This is a genomic window from Stenotrophomonas sp. YJH_SMC_16 (assembly GCF_059367875.1).
In genome coordinates, this window is the sequence record NZ_JCAFRH010000006.1 from 225,111 (window position 1) to 249,021 (window position 23,911).

The 23,911-nt window shown below is 67.5% G+C and carries 18 protein-coding genes; 10 read left to right on the top strand and 8 right to left on the bottom strand.

The genetic code is table 11. The features are described 5' to 3' along the window. Window positions 1-130: 130 nt before the first annotated feature. Both AC5P6E_RS15205 and AC5P6E_RS15210 read right to left on the bottom strand, forming a co-directional pair. Entirely contained in the window at window positions 131-1,258 is a 1,128-nt protein-coding gene (locus AC5P6E_RS15205; RefSeq protein WP_313269605.1) for a metallophosphoesterase, read from the bottom strand. A gap of 73 nt (window positions 1,259-1,331) precedes the next feature. After that, entirely contained in the window at window positions 1,332-1,781 is a 450-nt protein-coding gene (locus tag AC5P6E_RS15210; RefSeq protein ID WP_010483172.1) for a winged helix-turn-helix transcriptional regulator, read from the bottom strand. Window positions 1,782-1,859: 78 nt separating this feature from the next. On the opposite strand from AC5P6E_RS15210, the gene AC5P6E_RS15215 reads away from it, so the two are divergent. Then, the gene (locus tag AC5P6E_RS15215) at window positions 1,860-3,077 is read left to right on the top strand and encodes an MFS transporter (RefSeq protein WP_197653769.1); all 1,218 of its coding nucleotides are present in this window, start codon (window positions 1,860-1,862) and stop codon (window positions 3,075-3,077) included. A gap of 99 nt (window positions 3,078-3,176) precedes the next feature. Here the strand turns inward: AC5P6E_RS15215 and AC5P6E_RS15220 are convergent, their stop codons facing one another. Further along, window positions 3,177-4,592, bottom strand: coding sequence for a diguanylate cyclase (locus AC5P6E_RS15220; protein WP_019337585.1), 1,416 nt, complete (start codon window positions 4,590-4,592; stop codon window positions 3,177-3,179). A 287-nt stretch (window positions 4,593-4,879) separates the two neighbouring features. Here AC5P6E_RS15220 and AC5P6E_RS15225 point away from each other — a divergent pair, with 287 nt between their 5' ends. Both AC5P6E_RS15225 and AC5P6E_RS15230 read left to right on the top strand, forming a co-directional pair. Then, window positions 4,880-7,129 carry a FepA family TonB-dependent siderophore receptor gene (locus AC5P6E_RS15225; RefSeq protein WP_019337587.1) on the top strand — a complete coding sequence of 750 codons (2,250 nt, stop codon included), beginning with the start codon at window positions 4,880-4,882 and terminating at the stop codon, window positions 7,127-7,129. Window positions 7,130-7,271: 142 nt separating this feature from the next. Next, the gene (locus AC5P6E_RS15230; RefSeq protein WP_010483164.1) at window positions 7,272-8,252 is read left to right on the top strand and encodes a cation diffusion facilitator family transporter; all 981 of its coding nucleotides are present in this window, start codon (window positions 7,272-7,274) and stop codon (window positions 8,250-8,252) included. A gap of 38 nt (window positions 8,253-8,290) precedes the next feature. On the opposite strand, the gene nfi is transcribed toward AC5P6E_RS15230, so the two are convergent. Further along, complete coding sequence (gene nfi / locus AC5P6E_RS15235; protein WP_019337588.1) at window positions 8,291-8,965, bottom strand: deoxyribonuclease V; 675 nt, start codon at window positions 8,963-8,965, stop codon at window positions 8,291-8,293. A 94-nt stretch (window positions 8,966-9,059) separates the two neighbouring features. Here nfi and gpmA point away from each other — a divergent pair, with 94 nt between their 5' ends. Together gpmA and AC5P6E_RS15245 are read left to right on the top strand one after the other, a co-directional pair. Continuing rightward, a complete protein-coding gene (gpmA, locus tag AC5P6E_RS15240; RefSeq protein WP_019337589.1) occupies window positions 9,060-9,809 on the top strand; it encodes a 2,3-diphosphoglycerate-dependent phosphoglycerate mutase in 750 nt (249 codons plus the stop codon). A 211-nt stretch (window positions 9,810-10,020) separates the two neighbouring features. Further along, window positions 10,021-12,114, top strand: coding sequence for a M13 family metallopeptidase (locus tag AC5P6E_RS15245; protein ID WP_329835413.1), 2,094 nt, complete (start codon window positions 10,021-10,023; stop codon window positions 12,112-12,114). Between the two features lie 92 nt (window positions 12,115-12,206). Here the strand turns inward: AC5P6E_RS15245 and AC5P6E_RS15250 are convergent, their stop codons facing one another. The 4 genes from AC5P6E_RS15250 to AC5P6E_RS15265 form a co-directional block, all read right to left on the bottom strand. Next, window positions 12,207-12,824 (bottom strand): HD domain-containing phosphohydrolase, encoded by a 618-nt coding sequence (locus tag AC5P6E_RS15250; protein ID WP_019338447.1) that lies wholly within the window; start codon window positions 12,822-12,824, stop codon window positions 12,207-12,209. 46 nt (window positions 12,825-12,870) lie between these two features. Next, a complete protein-coding gene (gene mfd, locus AC5P6E_RS15255) occupies window positions 12,871-16,335 on the bottom strand; it encodes a transcription-repair coupling factor (RefSeq protein ID WP_262102460.1) in 3,465 nt (1,154 codons plus the stop codon). 149 nt (window positions 16,336-16,484) lie between these two features. Then, window positions 16,485-17,030, bottom strand: coding sequence for a GNAT family N-acetyltransferase (locus AC5P6E_RS15260; protein WP_004150340.1), 546 nt, complete (start codon window positions 17,028-17,030; stop codon window positions 16,485-16,487). Window positions 17,031-17,125: 95 nt separating this feature from the next. Next, window positions 17,126-17,983: a 23S rRNA (adenine(2030)-N(6))-methyltransferase RlmJ gene (locus AC5P6E_RS15265; protein WP_019338445.1), complete on the bottom strand. Its 858-nt coding sequence runs from the start codon at window positions 17,981-17,983 to the stop codon at window positions 17,126-17,128. A gap of 35 nt (window positions 17,984-18,018) precedes the next feature. Here AC5P6E_RS15265 and creB point away from each other — a divergent pair, with 35 nt between their 5' ends. The 5 genes from creB to AC5P6E_RS15290 all read left to right on the top strand — a co-directional run bounded on the left by creB (window position 18,019) and on the right by AC5P6E_RS15290 (window position 23,819). Next, window positions 18,019-18,744 carry a two-component system response regulator CreB gene (creB, locus tag AC5P6E_RS15270; protein ID WP_019338444.1) on the top strand — a complete coding sequence of 242 codons (726 nt, stop codon included), beginning with the start codon at window positions 18,019-18,021 and terminating at the stop codon, window positions 18,742-18,744. Between the two features lie 3 nt (window positions 18,745-18,747). Then, on the top strand, window positions 18,748-20,208 hold the full coding sequence (gene creC, locus AC5P6E_RS15275) for a two-component system sensor histidine kinase CreC (RefSeq protein ID WP_019338443.1): 1,461 nt from the start codon (window positions 18,748-18,750) through the stop codon (window positions 20,206-20,208). 81 nt (window positions 20,209-20,289) lie between these two features. Continuing rightward, on the top strand, window positions 20,290-21,609 hold the full coding sequence (gene creD / locus AC5P6E_RS15280; RefSeq protein ID WP_019338442.1) for a cell envelope integrity protein CreD: 1,320 nt from the start codon (window positions 20,290-20,292) through the stop codon (window positions 21,607-21,609). 10 nt (window positions 21,610-21,619) lie between these two features. Next, on the top strand, window positions 21,620-22,030 hold the full coding sequence (locus AC5P6E_RS15285) for a hypothetical protein (protein WP_049482784.1): 411 nt from the start codon (window positions 21,620-21,622) through the stop codon (window positions 22,028-22,030). A 196-nt stretch (window positions 22,031-22,226) separates the two neighbouring features. Next, on the top strand, window positions 22,227-23,819 hold the full coding sequence (locus tag AC5P6E_RS15290; protein WP_483697663.1) for a M28 family metallopeptidase: 1,593 nt from the start codon (window positions 22,227-22,229) through the stop codon (window positions 23,817-23,819). Window positions 23,820-23,911 lie beyond the last annotated feature (92 nt).

Below are 23,911 nucleotides of genomic sequence, written 5' to 3' on the forward strand. Positions count from 1 at the left end.
GGGGGCTCCTGTAACGGTCTGGCCCGCCGGATGGACGGGGTGGGCCTCTCTCGGCTGCCGAGGGTAGCCGCAAACCGGGTGAAGGTGGAGCGCGCCGGCGCCGTCGGTCGCGCTCGCGCTTTCCGGCCATTCAGTCCTGCAGGCCCGGCTCGCCCTGCGCCAGCGGCACCCGCGAACCGTCCAGCAGGCCACGGCTGAGTTTGCCATCTTCGATGAACAGCAGTTCGCCGTTCTCGCCGTTCTTGATGCTGCTGTCGATGGCGATCACGCGGTCGCCATGGAAGCTGCTGACGTGCGGCATCGAAGTGTGGCCGACCACGATGCGCGCGAGCTGCAGGCGGTCGAGCACCTTCTGCACCCCTGCGGTGTCGAGGTGGCCATCGAAGTAGCCGCGGTACCAGATCGGGCTGGTCTTGCCGTCATACAGCGGTGCGGTGTCCGGGCCGGCCTTCACTTCGGCCTTGGGCAGGCCGAGCGAGGCCTGGTAGGCCGCATTGGTGCGCGCCGGGTCCAGCGCCAGCTGTACTGCTTCGGGCGAAATTCCGCCGTGCAGGAACAGGGTGTCGCCGATCTTCAGCAGCACCGGGCGGGTGCGCAGCCACTGGCCGATCACCGAGTCGGCGCCATACAGCTGCGGGTAGCTGCGCCCCAGCAGCTGGGCACTGCGCAGGTACTTCGGGTTGACGTAGCGCAGGTCGTCGTACAGCACCATGGTCTCGTGGTTGCCAAGCACGAAGTGCACCGCGCCACCGGCGGCAGCCGCCTGTTGCTGCAGTCCGTAAAGCAGCCAGAACGCTTCGGTCACCTCTGGGCCACGGTCGAACACATCGCCGGCGATGACCAGGGTGTCCTTGCCCAGCGCCCAGCTGTCCTGTGCGTCGATCACCTTATTGGCGCGCAGCAGGCGCACCAGCAGCCCGTACTGGCCGTGGATGTCGGACAGCGCAACGATGCGCGGCACGGCCGGCAACACGGAGATCGAAGGTGCATCGGGTGCAGCCACGTGCACGCTGTGTTCGTAGCCGCAACGCGGGGCGATGTCGGTGCCTGAGGCCTGCGTGGCAAGCGTGTGCGACTCGACCTTGTCGTCGCAGATCCATCTGGCCTGCAGCTGGTTGCCCTGGCGGAACACATAGGGGCCATCGGCCTGCACGTGGTCGGCGGGCGCGGCAACCTCGCGGGCCTCCGTGGTTGCTGTGGCGCAGGCCAGCAGGGGTAACAGCAGGGCGGTCAGCAGGGAAGGGCGATCGCGCGACATCGGGGGCATCCAGCGGCGGAAAAAACCGATGCTAACCGGCGCGGGCGTTCGTCGGTGTACGCGAATGGGCGGGTCAGGTGTCGCGCCCGTCGTCCTTGAGTTTGCGTACGCGGGTGGCGGCGGGCTGAAGCGGCTGGCCGTCGCGCCCGCGCGGCTGCATGTAGGGCAGCGGCCGCCGCGTCGCCAATTCGATCAGCTGTGAATGGGCTTCCCCCATACCGAAGCGATGGCGCTCTCCCCACTGGCGCAGCGCGACCAGCAGCGGGAACAGTTCCTGGCCGGCGGCGGTGAGCACGTACTCCTGGTAGACCGATCCATCGGAGGCCGGCCGCAGCTGCAGGATGCCGGCCTCGACCAGCCGGCGCAGGCGGTCGCTGAGGATGTTGCGCGCCGCGCCGAGGCTGCGCTGGAAATCACCGAAGCGGGTGATGCCGTCGAACGCGTCGCGGATCACCAGCAATGCCCAGCGGTCACCGAGCAGGTCGGCACTGCGGGCTACAGGACAGGGACTGTCGGCGTGCATGCTGGGTACCTCCGAATGTGGTTGCAGTTTAAAACCAATGACGATAGCCTGCATCTGGTTTCAAATTGCAACTACAAGATGAGTGCCGCATCTCTTCCCCGCCCGTTGCTGGTCCTGCTTGCGGTTGCCGCCGGCGCCAGCGTTGCCAATGTCTACTACGCGCAACCGCTGCTGGATCAGCTTGCACGCGCCTTTGCACTGGACCGGGCCGTGGCCGGCGCGGTGCTGGCTGCCACCCAGGCCGGCAGCGTGCTGGCGTTGCTTGGCCTGCTGCCGCTGGCGGACCGCGGTGACCGGCGACGCCTGCTGCGGCTGCAGCTGATCGCACTGGTGCTGGCCCTGTTGTGGCTGGCGGCGTCGCGCACGGCGAGCTGGCTGTTGTCTGGCATGCTGCTGGCCGGATTGCTGGGCACGGCGCTGACCCAGGGCCTGATCGCCTACACCGCCACGCTGGCACCGCCCGAGCAGCGCGGTCGCATGGTTGGCGTGGTGCAGGGCGGAGTGTTCATCGGCCTGCTGCTGGCGCGCGTGGTGTCGGGTACGGTGGCGGCGGCCTTTGGCTGGCAGAGGGTCTACCTGCTGTCCGCGGTGGTGATGGCGGCATTGGCGGCGCTGCTGTGGCGGCGCTTGCCCGCAGTACCGGTGCCGTTGGTCCCTCCACGCTGGCGCGAGCTGCTGGGCTCGATGCTGGGCATGCTGCGCCGGAATCGGACGCTGCGCGAGCGCGGGCCGCTGGCGGTGCTGCTGTTTGCCGGCCTCAACGTGTTCTGGGCGGCGGCACCCTTGCCGCTGTCGGCACCGCCGCTGCACTGGTCGACCGCAGCCATCGGCGCGCTCGGCCTGGCCGGCGTGGTCGGTGCGTTGATGGCGGCGCGGGTCGGGCACTGGATGGACTGCGGTTTCGCACATCGGGTCAGCCTCGGCGCGCTGCTGCTGATGCTGGTCGCGTGGTGGCCGCTGCTGGGCCTGCCGCAATCGCTGTCCTTGCTGCTGCTGGGTGTGGTCGTGCTCGACCTCGGCGGCCAGGCACTGCATGTTTCGAACCAGGCATTGCTGCTGCGTGCACCGGCAGAACAGCATGGGCGCCTGGTGGCGTTGTACATGCTGTTCTATGCGGTGGGCAGTGGTGCAGGAGCGGCGGCGGGGCCCTGGATGCAGGTGCGGCATGGCTGGCCCGCAGTGTGCCTGCTGGGGGCAGGCATCGCGTTGCTGGCGCTGCTGTGGTGGGCAGCATGGTGGGTGGTGGCGGTGAAAGCAGCGGCTGACGTTGGTGTCGGTGGCGTCGGCTGTCGGTAGCGTCGACCGTTGGTCGACTGCTCTTGCCGCGGAGCGCGAGAAGCCAGCGCTCCGCGCGATAGTCGACTGGCAGTCGACTCTGGTGCCTGCCGCGCGGCGTTACCGCTGCAACGCACGCCGCCCGGGGGCTTCCTGCAATGCCTCGCTGGCCACCACCACGCGGTTGCGGCCGCTGCGCTTGGCTTCGTACATCGCGGCGTCGGCACGTGCCATCAGCCGCTCGTAATCCGGATGACCATCGTGACCGGCCACGCCGATGCTGGCGGTCAGTTCCAGCACTTGGCCATTGGCCAGCGCTACCGGCGACTGTGCGATCTGCCGGCGCAGGCTCTCGGCGATCACGGTCGCCTGCGATTCGCTGGCGGCCACCAGCACCACCACGAATTCTTCGCCGCCATAGCGGAACAGGTAGTCGCTGCCACGCGTGAGCTGGCCGAGCAGGCCGGCCACGTGCTGCAACGCGCGGTCGCCGGCATCGTGGCCATGGCCGTCGTTGATTGCCTTGAAATGATCCAGGTCGAGCAGCAGCAGCGAGAACGGTGTGCGGTTGCGCGTGGCCAGCTCGATTTCCCGGCGCAGCACGGTTGGCAGGAAGCGACGGTTGAGCAGATTGGTCAGCGCATCGCTGCCGGCATCCAGTTCGCCGATGCGCTCGAACAGCAGTGTCATCAGGGTGCGGATGGCAGCCAGATCCTCGCGGATGGCCGGCAGCACCGCCAGTCGCTGCGCCGGTGCATCGCCGCTCGCGCGCTGCAGGTGGCCGTCAATGCGGGCCATCAGTTGGCCCACCTGCAGCGTTTCGCTGCTTTCGCCGAAGCTGGGGATGCCCTTGTGGGTGAACCACAGGCCGAACTCCGAGGTGGCCAGGCTGGCGTTGTCGCTGGCCTGCACATGACCGGCGAGTGCGTACAGCAGGGCGTTCTCCCAGTCCAGCAGCAGTGCGCGCTGGCGCTCGCGTTCCGTACCGACGTTCTGCACCAGCGAGAACAGCCGGTACGCAGCATCGGCACGGGTGGAGCGTTCGCGTGCATGGGTGTAGGCCAGGGTCATGCCTTCCATGGCGATGTCCATGATCGCGCTGAGGCAGTCGATGGCGGCGAACGCGGTCGCGCTGTCGGGCGCGTCGTCGCGCAGGCGCACGAACAGCTCGTGCTTGAGCACGCGCGCACCGCGGGTGACCAGGTCGACGGGGATGCCGACCCGCGCGTGTACGTCACCGATCACCCGCTGCGAGGCGACGGTGGTGGCGATGCCGGAGGCGTCGGTGGTCAGCAGTTGCACCAGCCAGCGCTGCATGGCCGGCTGCAGGCGCTGTTTGACCTGGTCGTGGGACAGGAAGCGGCGGGCACGCCCGTCCTGCAGCAGCACTTCGTAAAAGCGCTGGGCCAGCGCGGGTGGGGCATCGGTGGCAGCGGCCCTGAGCAGCGCGGTGGCGGCAGGGCCGGCCTGCAGCAGGCAATGCTGCCAGGCCTCGGCCAGCGGCTGGCTGGCATCGTCCAATTGGGGTGGTTCCACGTCGATCTCTGACTGCGTACGGCAAACCACGGGTATCGGCCGCGGCGGCGTACGGTTGATGGCGGGTTAGCAGACCAGTTTACGCGCGGTGCAGGGTTGCACGGTGCGCAAACCACATCGGCACCGCTGCGCCAATGAGTGAACGCATTTGAGAATCAATCGCATTGGTGGGAGAATGCGCGCACGGAACGGGCTGCAGGTGCCTGCAGGACTGCTCCGCCTCCCCCCTCGTCGTTGCCTCAAGCCCTTTGCCAGAGGCCCCGTAGCCCTGCCAGAAGGTCCTGATCATGTCTCCTGCCGTTGTCCTTTCGCCGCGCCCGCTGGCGCTTGCCGTTGCCGCCCTGCTGGCGGGCAGCGCCCTGACCGCCCAGGCCGAAACCGACGCCACCGATATCGACACGGTGCATGTCACCGCCTCGCAAATCGCCCGCCAGGCGTTGGGTACCTCGACCATCACCGCCGAGGACATCGCCAAGCGCCCGCCGGCCAACGACATCGCCGAACTGCTGCGCACCATGCCCGGCGTCAACCTGACCGGCAACAGTGCCTCGGGCCAGTACGGCAACAACCGCCAGATCGATCTGCGCGGCATGGGCCCGGAAAACACCCTGATCCTGGTCGATGGCAAGCGCATCGGCGCACGCGATGCGGTGCGCATGGGGCGTAGCGGCGAGCGTAATACCCGCGGTGACACCAACTGGGTGCCGGCGGAAATGATCGAGCGCATCGAAGTGCTGCGCGGACCGGCAGCGGCACGCTATGGCTCGGGTGCTTCTGGCGGCGTGGTCAACATCATCACCAAGCGCCCGACCGGCGACCTGACCGGTGCGGTCGACCTGTATGGCCTGGTGCCCGAGCACAGCGCCGAAGGCGGCAGCGAGCGCGTCGGCCTGCAGCTGAGCGGGCCGATGACCGACACCCTGTCGTTCCGCCTGTACGGCAATCTCAACAAGACCGACGCCGATTCGCTGGAACTCAACCGTGACTTCGCGACCAATCCGAACGCGGTGCCGCCGGCCGGCCGCGAGGGCGTCAAGAACCGCGACATCAACGCGCTGCTGCGCTGGGACGTGACCGCCAACCAGGTGGTCGAGTTCGAAGCCGGCACCAGCCGCCAGGGCAACATCTATGCAGGTGACCGCGCGGTCAGCACCACCGGCACCTCGACACCGATCGATCTGGGGGCCTTGGCCGAGCAGCAGGCCGAGACCAACCGCATGTACCGCAACACCGGCGCGATCACCCATCGCGGCCGCTGGGGTGATGTGACCTCGCGGGTAACGGCGGCAGTGGAGGCGGTGAACAACTCGCGCATCAACGAAGGCCTGGCCGGTGGCCCGGAGGGCAGCTTCAACGGCACCGACTGGTCGACCTCGCGCCTGCGCAACTACCAGCTGGACGGCGAAGTGAGCTTCCCGACCACGCTGGGCGGCGCCGAGAACATCTGGACGCTGGGCTTTGAATACCTGGACAGCCGCCTGACCGACCCGTATTCGATGAGCCAGTCCAGCAGCAGTGGCGGCGGCATCCCGGGACTGTCGGCCGATCGCGCGCGCGGCAAGGCCGATGCGCAGACCACGGCCGTGTTCGTGGAAGACAACATCTACCTGGGTGAGCGCTGGATCGTCACGCCGGGCCTGCGCTTCGACCACCACAGCCAGTTCGGCAACAACACCAGCCCCAGCCTCAATGCGCAGTTCCGCATCAACAGCGACTGGGTGGTGAAGGGCGGTATCGCCCGTGCATTCAAGGCACCGAACCTGTACCAGTCGAATCCGGACTATCTGTACTACACCCGTGGCAATGGCTGCCCGAATGCACTGCCGAGCCTGGGCGCCGGCTGCTACATGCGTGGCAATGCGGACCTGAAGGCGGAAACCAGCCTGAACAAGGAACTGGGCATCGAGTGGGCGCCGCAGAGCGGCTGGCAGGCGTCCCTGACGTACTTCCACAACGACTACAAGGACAAGATCCAGGCCGGCTACACCCAGATCGGGCTGACTGCCGATACCAAGGGCCGCATCTTCCGCTGGGAGAACGCACCCAAGGCGATCGTGCAGGGGCTTGAAGGCAACCTGGTGATCCCGCTGCTGGGCGAGCAGGGCAGCCGCCTGAAGTGGAGCAACAACTTCACCTACATGGTCGAGAACGAGAACAAGACCACGCGCCAGCCGCTGTCGGTGATCCCGAAGTACACCATCAACACCATGCTGGACTGGCAGGCCACCGACAAGCTGTCGCTGCTGCTGACCGGCACGTTCTACGGCAAGCAGGAACCGGCCACCACCAACATCAACAACGACCCGCGCTGCACCGGCACCTGCGACCCGTCGATCGCACTGCAGGATCGCGGTGCGTACAACATCTGGGGCGTGAGCGCGCGCTACAAGGTGACCGAGACGGTCAGCTTCGGCTTTGGCGTCAACAACCTGGCCGACAAGCGCCTGTTCCGCGAGGCCAACAGCAGCGATGCCGGTGCGGCGACCTACAACGAGCCGGGTCGCGCGTACTGGGCCAGCCTGCGCTTCGGGTTCTGACCCCAGGCCGGCGTCGTTCCACGGGGCTCGCCAGGCATGCCTGGCGGCTCCGGACCGGTACGCCTGCAATGTTATAAACATCGTAATAGTCTCCCCCGCCAGCACGGCGTAGCCTGCACCGCATCGCAAAGGAGCTGTTGCCATGGGCCACGACCACGATCACCTGCCATCCGAGATCCGCCACGAGAAACCCTTGTGGTGGGCGCTCGGCCTGACCTCCACCTTCCTCGTCGTCGAGGTGGTGGGCGCGTTCTGGACCAACAGCCTGGCGCTGCTGTCCGACGCGGCGCACATGGCCACCGATGCGCTGGCGCTGATGATCGCGCTGGTCGCGGTACGGCTGAGCCGTCGCCCGCCCGACGCGCGCCGCACCTACGGCTATGCGCGCCTGGAAGCGCTGGGCGCGATGATCAACGGTGCGATGCTGTTCGTGGTCGCCGGGTACATCCTGTGGGAGGCCATTGGGCGTTTCCGCGAGCCGCAGGAGATTGCCTCGTCGGGCATGCTGGTGATCGCCGCGGCGGGCCTGGTCATCAACCTGATCTCGATGCGCCTGCTGCAGGCCGGCAGCGGCGAGAGCCTCAACGTGAAGGGCGCCTACCTGGAAGTGTGGGCGGACATGCTTGGCTCGGTGGCGGTGATTGCGGGTGCGCTGTTGATCAAGTGGACCGGCTGGAAGCCGATCGATCCCATCCTGGCGGTGCTGATCGGCCTGTGGGTGCTGCCGCGCACCTATGTGTTGATGCGTGAGGCGATCAACGTGCTGCTGGAAGGCGTGCCCAAGGGCATGGACGTGGCCAGGGTACGTGACAGCCTGTCCGGCCACGCTGCGGTACTGGATGTGCATGACCTGCACGTGTGGGCGCTTGCTTCCAGCACCCCAGCGCTCACCGCGCACATCGTGATGCGCGACGGCACCGATGCCGATGCGCTGCGCCGTGAACTGGGCGGGCGCCTGCACGATGACTTCGGCATCGAGCACGTGACACTGCAGATCGAAGCGGACCACTGCGGCGAAGCCTGTGGTGAGCCGGTGCCGGCCAAGGGCGGCGAGCACGAGGGCCATGAGGGCCATGACCACGGCGAGGACGCGCAGGGCCATCGCGGTCACGTGCATCGCTGATCGAAGGTGACGCGCGTGCCGGGAGATGCCCGGCGCAGCTATTCGTCCCGTCGCGAGGCGAGCCGATCCGCCAGCCGGGTCGGCTCCGGCAGCCGGTAACCGCGCAGGGTACGCTGCACCCAGGTCAGCGCGGTATCGGCACTGACCCGATGGCCACCGGCCACGAACAGCGGCTTGCAGCGCACCTTGCTGCGCAGCACCCAGCCCAATTGTTCATCGCCCTCCAGCAGCGGCGTATGTGCACCGGCCTCGGCGCCCGGCTCGACGAACCGGCCCACCAGCTTCGACTTGGCGACACCGATGCTCGGCAGGTCGGTGACCACGCCCAGATGCGCGGCCACGCCCAGCCGGCGCGGATGGCTGATGCCGTGGCCATCGACGAACGCCAGGTCCGGCGTGCGCGGCAGCAGCGCCAGCGCGGCCAGCAGCGCCGGCAGCTCGCGGAAGCTGAGCAGACCGGGGATATAGGGCATCACCGTAGGAATCCGCGCGATCTCCTGCGCCACGGGCTGCAGCGTCTTCGCGTCCAGCAGCACCGCCGCGGCGCGGGTGATGGCGCCGTTGTCCTCGAAGCCGACATCCAGCCCGGCCAGCCAGCGCACGTTGCGTGGCAGGCGGTCCTGGCGCTCCACGCGGCCGGCCAGCTGCAGTTGTTGCGCGCGAGCGGCGGCGACGCTGCCTTCCCAGCGTCCGGGATCGATCACCGTATTCATTGGCCGCAGCATCGCATGCGCGGCGCCACGGCCCGGTGAGTGGCGCCCGGGGCTACAATGGCGGCCTGCCTTTCCTCGCGTTGGAGACCCTGCAGTGACCCGTAAACTCGTACTGTTGCGCCATGGCCAGAGCCAGTGGAACCTGGACAACCGCTTCACCGGCTGGGTCGATGTCGACCTGACCGAACAGGGGCGCCGGGAAGCGGCCGCCGCCGGTCGCCTGATGCGCGAGGAAGGCCTGCAGTTCGACGTCGCCCACACTTCCGTGCTCAAGCGCGCCATCCACACCCTGCAGGGTGCGCTGGCCGAGCTGGAGCAGGACTGGCTGCCGGTGAACAAGTCCTGGCGGCTCAATGAGCGCCACTACGGCGGCCTGCAGGGCCTGGACAAGGCAGAGACTGCTGCCAAGCACGGCGAAGACCAGGTCAAGGTGTGGCGTCGTTCGTACGACATCCCGCCGCCGGCCATGGACCTGGAAGATCCGGGCCACCCGATCCACGACCGCCGCTACGCCGGCCTGGACCGCAACGCGCTGCCGGGCACCGAATCGCTGGCCACGACCCTGGACCGCGTGCTGCCGTACTGGCACGACGCCATTGCGCCGCAGCTGAAGGACGGCAAGACCGTGCTGGTCACCGCCCACGGCAACTCGCTGCGCGCGCTGTACAAGTACCTCAACAATGTCTCGCGCGAGGAAATCCTCGAGCTGAACATCCCGACCGGCATTCCGCTGCTGTTCGAACTGAACGACGATCTGACGGTGCAGTCGTTCCGCTATCTGGGCGACCCGGAAGCGGCACGCAAGGCTGCTGAGGCCGTGGCCAACCAGGGTAAGGCGAAATAAAGAAGCAGAAGGCCGGCGCAAGCCGTCCTTCGCTTTTTGTAGAGTCGAGCCATGCTCGACTGCTCTCCGTTGCGGGTTCATGACCCCTGCGGGAGGCCAACCGCAGTCGAGCATGGCTCGACTCTACAGGAAGCTCGCCCCTGTGACCTTTGGCCGGTCCCTGTCGTGGGCGTACCCGGCTACCCTGTGAAATTACCCGCAGGAGAGCCACATGAACGTCCGCAACCTGGTCCCGCTGGGCCTGACCATCGCCATTGCTGCCTCGCTGGCGGCCTGTGGCAAGAATGAAGCCGCACCGGCGGCCAGTGCCGACGCCAAGCCGGCCTTCGACCAGTCGCAGATCAAGACGCCGCTGATCTCGCTCAACAGCGCCGATCTGGACCCGTCGATCTCGGCCTGTACCGACCTCAATGGCTTCGTCAACAGCAAGTGGCTGAAGGCCAACCCGGTGCCGGGCGATCAGACCACCTGGGGCAGCTTCGAGATCCTGCGCGAGCGCTCGCTGGAAGTGCAGCACGCGCTGGTCCAGCAGGCCGCCGCCAGCCAGGCCAAGGCCGGTTCGGTGGAAGCCAAGATCGGTGATATCTGGAAGACCGGCAACGACGAAGCCAAGATCGAAGCCGCCGGCCTGGCGCCGCTGCAGCCGCAGCTGGACAAGATCACTGCACTGAACGACACCGCTGCCATCACCCAGTACCTGCGCGACAGCCAGGCCGAGGGCAAGGGCGTGCTGTTCTCGCTGTTCGCCAATGCCGACTACAAGGATTCGGCCAACGTCATCGCCTACGTCGGCCAGGGCGGCCTGGGCCTGCCGGAGAAGGGCTACTACTTCGACGACGCGCAGGCCAAGATCCGCGACGCCTACGTGGCCTACATCGCACAGGTGCTGACCCTGTCCGGTGTGGACGCGGCGCAGGCCGCCGAGCAGGCCAAGGCCGTGATGGCCTTCGAAACCCGCCTGGCCAAGGCCTCGATGTCGCGCATCGAAATGCGTGACCCGGCCAAGCGCTACAACCCGCTCAGTGCCGCAGATGCCGACAAGCTGACCCCGAACTTCAGCTGGACCGCGCTGTTCGACACCCTGAAGGTGCCGGCCGCGCAGAAGTTCTCGCTGGCGCAGCCGGCCTTCTTCGGTGAAATGGACAAGATGCTCGCCGATGTGCCGGCCAGCACCTGGCAGGCCTACCTGCGCTTCCACACCATCGACGATGCCTCGCCGTACCTGAGCAGCCAGTTCGAGAAGGCCAACTTCGATTTCTACGGCACCACCCTGCGTGGCCAGAAGGAAATGCAGCCGCGCTGGAAGCGCGTGCTGGAGTCGGTCAACGGCGGCATGGGTGAAGCGCTGGGCCAGCTGTACGTCGACGCCGTGTTCCCGGCCGAGTCGAAGGTCGCCATGCAGCATCTGGTGGAAAACCTGTCGCAGGCACTGAAGGCGCGCCTGGAGCAGCTGCCGTGGATGGGCGAAGAAACCAAGAAGAAGGCACTGGAGAAGTGGGCCAGCTTCACCCCGAAGATCGGCTACCCGGACCAGTGGCGTGACTGGGCAGGCCTGCAGACCAACGGGGACAGCTACCTGGGCAACATGCAGGCGGCGCGTGCGTTCAACTACCGCTACATGCTGGACAAGATCGGCAAGCCGGTGGACAAGACCGAGTGGGGCATGACCCCGCAGACCGTCAACGCGTACTACAACGCCACCAAGAACGAGATCGTGTTCCCGGCGGCGATCCTGCAGGCACCGTTCTTCGACGCCAAGGCCGATCCGGCGCTGAACTACGGCGGCATCGGTGCGGTCATCGGCCACGAAATGATGCACGGCTACGATGACTCGGGCAGCCAGTTCGCCGCCAACGGCAATTTCGACAACTGGTGGACCGACGCCGACCGCAAGGCCTTTACCGAGCGTACCGACCAGCTGGTCGCGCAGTTCGACGGCTATGAGTCGGTGCCGGGCGTGTTCGTGAAGGGCAAGCTGACCCTGGGCGAGAACATCGGCGACCTGGGCGGCCTGACCGTGGCCTACGACGCGCTGCAGATGGCGCTGAAGGAAGACCCGAAGGCCAATGTCGAGGTTGATGGCCACAGCCAGGACCAGCGTTTCTTCATGAACTGGGCCACCGTGTGGCGCCGCAACTTCACCGATGGTGAACTGCGCGTGCGCCTGAACACCGACCCGCACGCTCCGGCCAACTTCCGTGCCAACGGTGCGCCGTCGAACATGCCGTCCTTCGCTGCTGCGTTCCAGTGCAAGGCTGGCGACGCGATGGTGCGTGCCGACGACAAGCGCGTGGTGATCTGGTAATCGATCGCACGTGATGCGTGATGTGAAAGGCCCGGCGAACGCCGGGCCTTTTGTTTGTCCGCTCGAAAGCGTCGGGCCGTGCCTGGTGGCTCTCAGGCCAGCGCAGGTTCCTGCGCCAGCATGCGATGAAAGCGCTGCAGCACGTAGGGGTCGATCAGTCCACCGGACTGCTCGTCGATGATGCGCAACGCAGTCTCGCGTTCCATTGCCGCGCGATAGGGGCGCACGCTGGTCATTGCATCGTAGGCATCGACAACGGTGACGATACGTGAGCCCAGCGGAATGCTCTCGCCACGCAGGCCGTCGGGGTAGCCGCTGCCATCAAACGCCTCGTGATGGGCGCGGATCAGTCGTGCGACCGGTGCGGCGTCGCTGCGGCCGGTGGCCAGGAAGATGTGTTCGCCGCGTACCGGATGCTCGCGCATGATCGCGCGCTCCTCATCGGTATGCCGGCGCGGTGCCAGGAGCACATCGTCGGGAATGCCGATCTTGCCGACGTCGTGGAAGCGCGCGGCCAGGCCGATCTGCGCACAGGCATCGTCGTCGAGATCGCAGTGCGTGGCCAGGCGCTGCGCGAGCAGGCCAACGCGGTCGCAGTGGTGGCGGGTGTAGGCGTCGCGCATCTGCAGCGACATCGAGAGGGCATCGATCAGGCAGGCCTGCGCGTGCAGCAGGTCGGGGGCGGGTACGGCGTCAGGGAACATGGTCATCCGCCCGCACCGGGTGGGGACCGGTGCGGGGTGTTCGGGGGGGCGATCAACCCGGGGCGAGGGTGGTCAGAAGGGCGCGGGCCGCATTGAAGCGGTCTTCCGGCAACGGCAGCGGGTGCTTGATGCGCAGCTTGTCGGGCCCTTCCATGGCGTAGAGGTTCGGTTGTTTCTGGATCAGCTGGATCACCGCCATCGGATCGATGTTCGGCTTGGACTCGAACACGATGCGGCCACCGTTCTCGCCCAGGTCCAGCTTGCGGATGCCCAGCGTGTTGGCTTTCAGCTTCAGCTCGGCGATGGCGAACAGGTGCTTGGCCGCATCCGGCAGCAGGCCGAAGCGGTCGATCATCTCCACCTGCAGTTCGCGCAGCGCATCACTGTCGCGCGCGCTGGAAATGCGCTTGTACAGGGTCAGGCGGGTGTGCACGTCCGGCAGGTAGTCTTCCGGAATCAGCGCCGGCACATGCAGCTCGACTTCGGCACCGCGCACTTCCTCGCCGGCATCCAGGTCGGGCAGCTTGCCCTGCTTGATGCTGCGCACCGCGCGTTCCAGCAGTTCTGTGTACAGGCTGAAGCCGACCTCGGCCATCTGCCCGCTCTGGTCCTCGCCGAGCAGTTCACCGGCACCGCGGATCTCCAGATCGTGGGTGGCGAGGGTGAAGCCGGCGCCCAGTTCGTCCATCGAGGCGATCGCTTCCAGGCGCTTCTCGGCGTCGGGGGTGATCGCGCGGCGGTCAGGGGTGATCAGGTAGGCGTAGGCACGGTGGTGCGAACGGCCGACGCGGCCGCGCAGCTGGTGCAGCTGGGCCAGGCCGAAGCGGTCGGCACGGTTGATGATGATGGTGTTGGCGTTGGGAATGTCGATGCCCGATTCGATGATCGTGGTCGACAGCAGCACGTTGAAGCGCTGCTTCTGGAAATCCAGCATCACCTTTTCCAGCTCGCGCTCCGGCATCTGCCCGTGGGCGATGCCGATACGCGCCTCCGGCACCAGCTCGGACAGCTCGCGCTGCATGCGGCCGATGCTTTCCACGTCGTTGTGCAGGAAGTACAGCTGGCCACCGCGCGCGAGCTCGCGCTGGAAGGCCTCACGCAGCAGCGCGTTGTCCCACTGGGTGATGAAGGTCTGCACCGCCAGCCGGTTCGGCGGCGGCGTGGCGATGATCGACAGGTCGCGCAGGCCGGCCATGGCCATGTTGAGCGTGCGCGGAATCGGAGTGGCGGTCAGGGTCAGCAGGTGCACGTTGGCGCGCAGCGCCTTCAGCGCTTCCTTCTGGCGTACGCCAAAACGCTGTTCCTCGTCGACGATGACCATGCCCAGGTCCTTGAACTTCACGTCCGGCTGCAGCAGGCGATGGGTACCGACGATCACGTCGATGGTGCCGGCGGCAACCTTTTCCAGCTCGGCCTTGATCTCCTTGGTGCTCTTGAAGCGCGACAGCACTTCGACCTTCAGCGGGTAATCGGCGAAACGGTCGCGGAAGTTGCGGTAGTGCTGCTCGGCCAGCAGCGTGGTCGGCACCAGTACGGCCACCTGCTTGCCGGCACTGGCGGCGGCGAACGCCGCGCGCACGGCGACCTCGGTCTTGCCGAAGCCGACGTCGCCGCAGACCACGCGGTCCATCGGCTGGCTGCTGGCCAGGTCGCGCAGGGTGGCATCAATCGCGGCCAACTGGTCCGGGGTTTCCTCGAACGGGAAGCCGGCCGCGAACGGTTCGTACATCGCGCGGTCCACCTGCAGTGCCAAACCCGCACGCGCCTGGCGGCGGGCCTGGATCTCCAGCAGCTCGGCAGCGACGTCGCGCACCTTCTCGGCGGCCTTGCGCTTGGCCTTGCTCCACTGCTCGCCACCCAGCGAATGCAGCGGCGCGGTTTCCGCCGAGGCGCCCGAGTAGCGGCTGATCAGGTGCAGCTGGGCGACCGGCACGTACAGGCGGTCGCCCTTGGCATATTCGATTTCGAGGAATTCGCCGGGCATGCCGCCGACGTCCATCGCGATCAGGCCCCGGTAGCGGCCGACGCCATGGTCCTCATGCACGATCGGTGCGCCCTCGGTCAGTTCGCCGAGGTCGCGGATGATCGCTTCCGGCTCGCGGCCGGCACGGCGCGTGCGGCGGGTGCTGCCGGCGCGCTCGGGGAACAGCTGGCGCTCGGTCAGCACCGCGATGCGCGGGTCGTCCAGCGCGAAGCCATCCTCCAGCGGCGCCACGGCGATCGCGAAGCGCGCGTCGTCGGCGAGGAAGCTGGGCAGGTCGGCCACCACCGGCGGTCTCAGCTCGGCAGCCTGCAGCACTTCCAGCAGGGCTTCACGACGCCCGGGCGAATCGGCGGCAATCAGTACCCGGCCTGGATAGTGGCCGAGGAAGGATTTCAGCGCGTCGCCTGCGGGGGCCTCGCGTGCGGCCACCGGCAGCGGCGGCAGCGGCTGGTCACCCAGCGCATGGGCATCGGCGATGCGCGCGTGGTCAGCCGACCACACCTCGATGCGCGGGGCATCGTTCAGGCGCTCGCGCAGCAGCTCTGGCGACAGGTACAGCGCCGACGGCGGCAGCAGCGGCCGTTCGACGTCGTGGCGGCGCTGCTCATAACGCTCGCCGGTCTGCGCCCAGAACGCCTCGGCGGCTTCGCCGGCACCGGCGCAGACCACCGGCAGGCTGCCGTCGGGCAGGTAGTCGAACAGGGTGGCGGTGCGTTCGAAGAACAGCGGCAGGTAGTACTCGACGCCGGCCGGGGCCAGCCCGGACTTCAGATCCTGGTACAGCGAACTGCGCCGGGTATCCACATCGAAACGCTCGCGCAGCGCGGCCAGCACGCGGGCGATGCTGGCCTCGTCCATCGGCACTTCGCGGCCGGGCAGCATGTGCACGGACTCGACCTTGTCCAGCGAACGCTGGCTTTCCGGATCGAACGCACGGATCGAATCGATGTCCTCGTCCAGCAGTTCCACCCGCAGTGGCTCGTCGGAACCCATCGGGAACACGTCGAGCAGGCCGCCGCGCACGGCGAAGTCGCCGGGGTCCATCACCTGCGGCACGTTGCGATAGCCGCCACTTTCCAGGCGGCGCTTCTCGGCCTCCAGATCCAGGCGCTGGCCGACCTTCAGGTCGAAGCTGCCACCGATCACATAGCTGCGCGGGGCCAGCTGCTGCAGCAGGGTCTGCACCGGCACGATCACCAGGCCGCGCTTCAGCGTGGGCAGGCGGTGCAGGGCGGACAAACGCTGCGAGATGATGTCCGGATGCGGGCTGAAGCGGTCGTAGGGCAGGGTTTCCCAGTCCGGGAAGGCGACCACCGGCAGGGCCGGGTCGCCGCCGAGCAGGGTCTGCAGGTCGGCTTCGAGCTGGTTGGCACCGTGGTTGTCACGGGCGATCACCAGCAGCGGCGCGTCGTGCGCGCGCGCGGCCTGGGCCAGGTACCAGGCCAGTGCGGTCGGCGAGGCGGGGGCGCGCCACCAGGCGCGGAGCTGGCCGGCGCGCGGCAGCGGCGGGGCGGAGTATGAGGTACGCGACATGGACCCCGGATTTTAGCAGAAGCCTGATCCAGGCCCGGTGGGTCGGGCTCGCCGGTTGCCGACAGCCTCATGTGCCGTTGGGGGAACGCAATGCCGGCCAGCGGCCGGCACTACCGGGAGACGTGGCCGGGCAGGGCCCGGCGTATCCGTCAGTTGTCCAGCTCCAGCACCATCCGGACCAGGCCTTCGGCTCCGGTCGGGTGCGGCACCGGCTTGAAGCCCAGCGACGCGGCCAGCTGCTTCATCGGTTCGTTCTCGGCGGCAACGTCGCCGTACAGGCGGTCCAGGTACTTGCCACGGCCCCACTTCACCAGCTTGCGCATCAGCTGCCGGCCCAGGCCCTGGCCGATCAGGAAGCGGCTGATCAGGATCGCGTACTCGGCTTCACGGGTACCGGGGATGATCGAGGCCCGGGCGACCGCACCGACCACTGCTTCGCCAGCAGGCAGGGATTCGGCAGCGACCAGGGTGATCTCGGTCTTGGGATTCGGGTGGGTCAGGCGCTGGGTGGTTTCCGGCGAAAGCTCGGTCACCGCCTGCAGGAAACGATCACGGATTTCTTCCGGTCCGAACAGGCTGAACGCCGCTTGCAGCGGTGCGCCATCTTCCGGGCGGATGGGGCGGATCAGCAGCTCGTGGCCGCTGGGAGCCTTGAAGATCTCATGCCAGGGCGGCATGCGGTTGCGAGTGGCCATACCGGGTGATTCCTTGGTGGTCCATCGATTGTGGCATCACCGGGGCTGCATTCCGTGAACGAAAGGCTCACGGCGGTACAGCCTCGTGAAGGCCGTTATTCGGGTGCTTTGAGCCAATCCAGGCGGGTGCTGGCACCGGGTTCGCCCAGGTGCTGGCGCAGCGCCGGCAGGGCTGGGCCGACCACCCGGTCGAACTGCCAGGGCGGGTTGAGCAGCAGCATGCCGCTGCCGTTGAGGCGCAGCGGAGAGTCGTCCGGGCGCACCAGGAACTCGATCGTCATCGCCGATTTCACCGGCAGGGCGGTGGCCTTGCGCAGGAAATGCAGGATGGTGCGGCGCTGCTTGATCGGGAACCAGACGGCACACGTGGCCTGCGGCCAGCGCGCCAGGGTTTCGGCCAGGGCGGCCAGCACCGCCTGGTACTCGGCATCCTGGGCTTCGTAGGGCGGGTCGATCAGGACCAGGCCACGGCCGATCTTGCTGCCGTTGAACTTCGGCGGCAGCAGCGAGCGCAGCAGCGCATAGCCGTCGCCAGAGCGCACATCGACGCGGCTGTCATGGGCGAACAGGGCCTTCAACGTGGCCGTTTCGGCTTCCTGCAGCTCACAGACCGCCATGCGGTCCTGCGCACGCATCGCCTGTGCGCTCAGCAGCGGCGAACCCGGATAATTGGTCAGCGCGCCGACCGGGTTGTCGGCCTGTACCGCCTTCAGGTAGCGCTCGACCACCTCCGGCAGCTTGGGCTGGGCCATCAGCCGCATGATTCCGGATTCGGCCTCCAGGGTCTTGCGGCTCTCTTCGCTGGCCAGCAGGTAGCGGCCGGCACCGCCGTGGGTGTCGAGCACGAAGAACGGGCTGTCCTTGCGCTTGAAGCTGTCGATCAGGGCCAGCTGCACGATGTGTTTGAGCACGTCGGCATGGTTGCCGGCATGGAAGGCGTGGCGATAGTTCATGGGCGGCAGTGTACGGGGCGGCGGCCGCAGCGGCTATGCTGCGCGCCATGACAGCTCCTGTTGCCCATGTCCTGGTGGTCGAGGACGAAGCCGCCATCGCCGAAACCGTGCTCTATGCGCTGCGCAGCGAGGGCTATGCCGCCAGCCACTGCCTGCTGGGCGGCGAGGCCCTGCAACGGCTGCAGGCCGGGGATATCGACGTGGTGGTGCTGGACGTGGGCCTGCCCGACCTGGGCGGCTTCGAGGTCTGCAGGCGACTGCGCGCGCAGCCCGGGCCGTCGGCGCAGCTGCCGGTGATCTTCCTGACCGCCCGCAACGACGAAGTGGACCGGGTGCTCGGCCTGGAGCTGGGCGCCGACGACTACATGACCAAGCCGTTCTCGCCGCGCGAGCTGGTGGCACGGGTGCGTGCGCGCCTGCGCCGCGCGGCACCGGTCGTGGCAGTACCCGGCGCCGATGCGGGCTGGCAGGAACATGGCGCCTTTGCCATCGACCGCGAAGGCCGGCGCATCCGCTTCCGTGGCCAGGCACTGGACCTGACCCGCTACGAGTACGCGCTGCTGGAAGCGCTGCTGCTGCGCCCGGGCGCCATCCTCAGCCGTGCTCAGCTGATGGACCGTGGCTGGGACAGCAGCGCCGACAGCGCCGACCGCACCGTTGATACGCATGTAAAGACGCTGCGCGCCAAGCTGCGCGCGGCCGGTGCCAGCGACGACCCGATCCGTACCCACCGTGGCCTTGGCTACGCGCTGGAGGTCTAGCCGATGCGCCTGGTACTGAAGCTGTTCCTGGGCTTCTTCCTGATCACCGGCATCGCGGCGTTCTTCGTGATGCGCGTGTTCGTCAACGAAGTGAAGCCCGGTGTGCGCCAGGCGATGGAATCGACCCTGGTCGATGCGGCCAACGTGCTGGCCGAAATGGCCGCCGCCGACGTCAAGGCCGGCACCATCCGCAGCGGCAGCTTCACCCGCAACCTCGCCAAGGCACGCCAGCGCGACCTGAAGGCGATGGTCTGGCGCTTCCCGAAGCGCTCGCTGGATTACCGGGTGACCATCACCGATGCCAAGGGCATCGTCATCTACGACTCGCTGGGCCGCGACCTGGGGCGCGACAACTCGCGCTGGAATGATGTCTATCGCACCCTGCGAGGTGAGTACGGCGCGCGTTCCAGTCCCGAGATTGCCGGCGAAGAGGGCGACACGGTGATGCATGTGGCGGCGCCCGTATATGACCCGGCCGATGGGCGCACCCTCATCGGCGTGCTCAGCCTGGCGCAGCCCAACCGCAGCATCGATCCGTTCATCGCCGCCAGCCAGCGCGCTATCATCGAGCGCGGGGCCTGGCTGATCGGCTTGTCGGCGCTGGTCGGTGTGCTGGTGACGATGTGGCTGACCACCGGCCTGGGCCAGCTCAGCCGCTATGCGCGTGCGGTCAGCGCCGGCGAACCGGTGCCGCCGCCGCGCCGCCGCCGCGACGAGATCGGCGATCTGGGCCAGGCGCTGGAAACCATGCGCCGCAAGCTGGAAGGCAAGGCCTACGTCGAGCAGTACGTGCAGTCGCTGACGCATGAGATGAAGAGCCCGCTGGCGGCCATCCGCGGTGCCGCCGAGCTGCTGCAGGAGCCGCTGCCCGAAGCCGATCGCGTGCATTTCGCGCGCAGCATTGTCGACCAGCAGGAGCGGCTGACCGAGACCATCGACAAGCTGCTGGCACTGGCTGAAGTGGAACAGCACGGCTGGCTGCAGACCCGCGACCGGATCGCGCTGCCGGCATTGCTGGCCGATGCGGCCGCTGCCGCGCAGGTGCGCGCACAAGCGGCAGGCGTGCAGGTCCGCATCGGCAGCGTGCCCGACCTGCAGGTGCAGGGCGACGGCTACCTGCTGCGACAGGCACTGCACAACCTGATCGACAACGCGATTGCCTTCTCGCCGGCTGGCGCGGAGATCGCGCTGCAGGCCGAGGTGGACGGGCAGGGCGTGCGCCTGCAGGTGGCCGACCGTGGCGCCGGCATTCCCGACTACGCGCGTGAGCGGGTGTTCGAACGCTTCTATTCGCTGGCGCGCCCCGGCAGCGGGCGGCGCAGTTCCGGCCTGGGCCTGCCGTTCGTGCGGGAAGTCGCGCGCCTGCACGATGGGCGCGCCAGTGTCGATGCACGCGACGGCGGCGGTACCGTAGCCAGCCTGTGGTTGCCGCTGGGTACACCGGGCCAGCGCCCGCGCCGCTGACTTCACATTCGCTTCAAATTCGCCACAAACCCTGCTCACTGCAGCGGTCCATCCTGCAGTCCTCTCCAACGAGGATGGACCATGAAATCCCTGAAGATGCTGCTGCGGTTCGCCATTGTCGGCGGGCTGATCCTGCTGCTGCTGATCCCGCTGACGATGATCCGCGGGGTCATCAACGAACGCAGTGCGTACCGCGATGAGGCCTTCTCGCGGGTGGCCGACAGCCGCGCCGGTGCGCAGCAGCTGGTCGGGCCGGTGCGGGTGGTGCCGTGGGTGGAGCGCAAGCAGGTTGAACTGGTCGATCCGCTGGGCGTCAAGAAGACCGAGGTGCAGGTCACCGAGGGGCACTGGTTGCAGATGCCGGCGTCGCTGGAGGTGGGCGGTGAGATGCTGCCGAGCCAGCGTGAGGTCGGGCTGTTCAAGGTGCCGGTCTACAGCTGGAACGGCCAGATGAAGGCGACGTTCGCCGAAGACGACTATCCGGTGAAGGCCGGCCGCAGTTACGGCCAGCCGTATGTAGCCGTGGGCATTTCCGATGTGCGTGGCCTGGTCGGTACGCCGAATCTGCGCGTGGATGGCAAGCAGCTGCGGCTGCTGCCCGGCGTGGGCGCGGCCAGCGAAGTAGGGCGAGGCCTGCATGCACCGGTGGCCGGTTTCGCTGCGGATCAGGGCGGCAAGCTGGCTGCCAGCACCGTTGAACTGGAGCTGCGCCTGGACGGCAGCCGCATGCTGTCGGTGGTGCCGGTAGGCGACGATACGCATATCGCGCTGCGTTCGAGCTGGCCGCACCCGTCGTTCAGCGGGGCGTTCCTGCCCAATGAGCGACGCGTTGATGCACAGGGTTTCGATGCGCGCTGGGCCGTGTCCTCGCTGGCCTCCGACGCACAGCGACAGCTGCGCAATGACGGTTCGGTCGATTCGCAGGCGGTGACGGTATCGCTGGTCGATCCAGTCGATGCTTACACCCAGGCCGATCGCGCCTCGAAGTACGGCGTGCTGTTCGTGCTGCTCACCTTCGTCGGCTTCATCCTGTTCGAACTGATCAAGTCGCTGCGCATCCACCCGCTGCAGTACCTGATGGTGGGCCTGGCGTTGGCGATCTTCTTCCTGTTGCTGATCAGCCTGTCCGAGCACATCGCGTTCTGGAAGGCCTACCTGGTATCGGCGGTGGCCTGTATCGGCCTGCAGGCGGTGTACCTGGCCAACGTGCTGGGCCATTGGAAGCGCGGTCTCGGCTTCGCTGCGCTGCTGACCGTGCTGTACGGCGCGCTGTATGGCCTGCTGGTGTCGGAGAACAACGCGCTGCTGATGGGTTCGCTGCTGCTGTTCGTGATCCTGGCGCTGGCGATGTGGGTGACGCGCCGGGTCGACTGGTACGCGCTTGGCGCGGAACTGAAGTAAGGAGTACGTCATGGGCTGGCGCCAGGGATTGCGGCAACGGGCACGGCAGGGCATTCCGGCCCTGCTGGAAGTGGATGCACTGCTGCAGGCACATGGCGTGCTGGCGGCCCTGCCGGGGGCACGGATCGCCCCCGGCCTGGTCCGCTTCCAGCTGGCTGCGGTGACCTGCGAGGGATTGCAGGGGCAGGGACTGCGCTGGCTGCAGGACGCGCGGCAGGGACGCGGCGCGGTGGCCGGCCGGGTGCCGCGCTACCGGCCATGGAAGGCCGGGGCGGAGGCGCTGGCCGAGATCGGCATCGGCGGCCTGCCGGATGACTGGCCGGCACACGCGTCGGTGTATGGCTGCAGCAGCATCGATCGGCGGCATTGGTTGTTGTTGCTGCCGGAGCGGGCGCAGTTGTGGTTGGGGTGGAGTGGGTGATCGGGTTGTTCATCCACGCATGGCGTGGATCTACTGGCGGGAACCCAGCCCTCTGGTGGGTGCGAGCTGACCGGTCACCTGTGGGTGCGAACCTTGGTTCGCATGCTCCTGCCCATGACCGATGGGACGGTATCGGCGCGCCCCTGCTGGCTAGACTCGATGGGTTGATGATCGAGCCGAAGGGCAGGGGTGCGATGTGTTGAAGTGGGGCGTGCTGGCCGTAGCGCTGGCGATGGGTGGCAATGCAATGGCGCAGCAGCGCGAGTCGGTGGACCTGGACATGGTCAGCCGCATCCGCCAGGAGGCCTTCCACCGTTCGCAGGTGATGGATACCTTCAGCTACCTCACCGAACGCATCGGCCCGCGCCTGACCAATTCGCCGGCGATGGGCCGCGCCAACGCGTGGACCCGCGGCAAGTTCAGCGAATGGAAGCTGGACAACGTGCACGACGAAGCCTTCGATGACTTCGGCCGTGGCTGGGAGTTCACCTCGGCCAGCGTGGAAATGCTGGGTGACCGCGTGCAGCCGCTGCATGCGCTGCCCAAGGCCTGGACGCCAGGCACCAAGGGACCGGTTGAGGGCGAGCTGGTGCACGTGGAGATCAAGAAGCCCGAGGACATCGAAAAGTATCGCGGCAAGCTGCGCGGCAAGATCCTGCTGCTGGGCGAGGCGCGCGAGTACAAGCGCGGCACCGAGCCGGACTCGCACCGGCATGACGCCACCTCGCTGGAGGGCCTGCAGGAATTCACCCTGCCCAAGGACGTCGCCGCCGAGCGGGCCAAGCGGGTGAAGGAATACAAGGAACGCCAGGAGCTGGCCGCCAAGGTCAACGCCTTCTTCGTCGAAGAGGGCGCGCTGGCCGCGATCAGCATCAGCAGCTGGGACAACGGCATCATCCGCGTCGCCGGCGGCGGTTCGCGCAAGGCCGGCGAATCGGTGGGCATCCCGGAACTGGCGATGATCGCCGAGCACTTCAATCCGCTGGTGCGCGCGCTGGAGGCCAAGCAGACGGTACGCCTGCGCGTGGATGTAGCCGCGCGCTTCACCGACGAGGCTGACCAGCCGGGCTACAACACGCTGGCCGAGATCCGCGGCAGCAGCAGGCCCGACGAAGTGGTGATGATCGGCGCTCACCTGGATTCCTGGCACAGCGGCACCGGCGCGGCTGACAACGCGGCCGGCGTGGCGGTGATGATGGAGGCGATGCGCATCCTCAAGGCCACCGGCGCCAAGCCGAAGCGCACCATCCGCGTGGCGTTGTGGAGCGGTGAGGAGCAGGGCCTGATCGGCTCGCAGGCCTATGTGGCCAAGCACTTCGGTCGTTTCCCGGAACCCACCGACCCGGCCCAGAAGGCGCTGCCGGCCTCGCTGCGCGAGCCGACCGGTGCATTGCAGAAGACCCGCGACTACAGCAAGTTCCAGGTCTACTTCAACATGGACAACGGCTCGGGCCGCTTCCGGGGCATCTACGCGCAGGAAAACCTGGCGGCGATGCCGATCTTCGAAGCCTGGCTGGCGCCGTTCCATGACGTGGGCGCCACCACCGTGGCCACCCGCAACACCGGCAGTACCGACCACATCAGCTTCGACCGCATCGGCCTTCCGGGCTTCCAGTTCATCCAGGACCGGCTGGACTACTTCACCAACGTCCACCACAGCCACCTGGATACCTGGGACCACGCCGAGCCGGAAGACCTGAAACAGGCCGCCGCCATCGTCGCCTCGTTCGCCTACAACGCGGCGATGCGCGAGCAGTCGTTCCCGCGCAAGGCTGAACCGCAGCCCTGAAAAACCTGGCGGGAGGGGCGGGATGCGTCCGCCCCTCCTTGCCTTTCCGGGGCTGGTGGTAAAATCGGGGGATTCCCGTTCCTCGAGCCGTC

Coding starts and splice junctions, on each gene's coding strand:
- AC5P6E_RS15205 (WP_313269605.1), bottom strand. CDS start 1,258: ATGTCGCGCGATCGCCCTTCCCTGCTGACCGCCCTGCTGTTACCCCTG.
- AC5P6E_RS15210 (WP_010483172.1), bottom strand. CDS start 1,781: ATGCACGCCGACAGTCCCTGTCCTGTAGCCCGCAGTGCCGACCTGCTC.
- AC5P6E_RS15215 (WP_197653769.1), top strand. CDS start 1,860: ATGAGTGCCGCATCTCTTCCCCGCCCGTTGCTGGTCCTGCTTGCGGTT.
- AC5P6E_RS15225 (WP_019337587.1), top strand. CDS start 4,880: ATGTCTCCTGCCGTTGTCCTTTCGCCGCGCCCGCTGGCGCTTGCCGTT.
- AC5P6E_RS15230 (WP_010483164.1), top strand. CDS start 7,272: ATGGGCCACGACCACGATCACCTGCCATCCGAGATCCGCCACGAGAAA.
- nfi (WP_019337588.1), bottom strand. CDS start 8,965: ATGAATACGGTGATCGATCCCGGACGCTGGGAAGGCAGCGTCGCCGCC.
- AC5P6E_RS15245 (WP_329835413.1), top strand. CDS start 10,021: ATGAACGTCCGCAACCTGGTCCCGCTGGGCCTGACCATCGCCATTGCT.
- AC5P6E_RS15250 (WP_019338447.1), bottom strand. CDS start 12,824: ATGACCATGTTCCCTGACGCCGTACCCGCCCCCGACCTGCTGCACGCG.
- mfd (WP_262102460.1), bottom strand. CDS start 16,335: ATGTCGCGTACCTCATACTCCGCCCCGCCGCTGCCGCGCGCCGGCCAG.
- AC5P6E_RS15260 (WP_004150340.1), bottom strand. CDS start 17,030: ATGGCCACTCGCAACCGCATGCCGCCCTGGCATGAGATCTTCAAGGCT.
- AC5P6E_RS15265 (WP_019338445.1), bottom strand. CDS start 17,983: ATGAACTATCGCCACGCCTTCCATGCCGGCAACCATGCCGACGTGCTC.
- creB (WP_019338444.1), top strand. CDS start 18,019: ATGCTGCGCGCCATGACAGCTCCTGTTGCCCATGTCCTGGTGGTCGAG.
- creC (WP_019338443.1), top strand. CDS start 18,748: ATGCGCCTGGTACTGAAGCTGTTCCTGGGCTTCTTCCTGATCACCGGC.
- creD (WP_019338442.1), top strand. CDS start 20,290: ATGAAATCCCTGAAGATGCTGCTGCGGTTCGCCATTGTCGGCGGGCTG.
- AC5P6E_RS15285 (WP_049482784.1), top strand. CDS start 21,620: ATGGGCTGGCGCCAGGGATTGCGGCAACGGGCACGGCAGGGCATTCCG.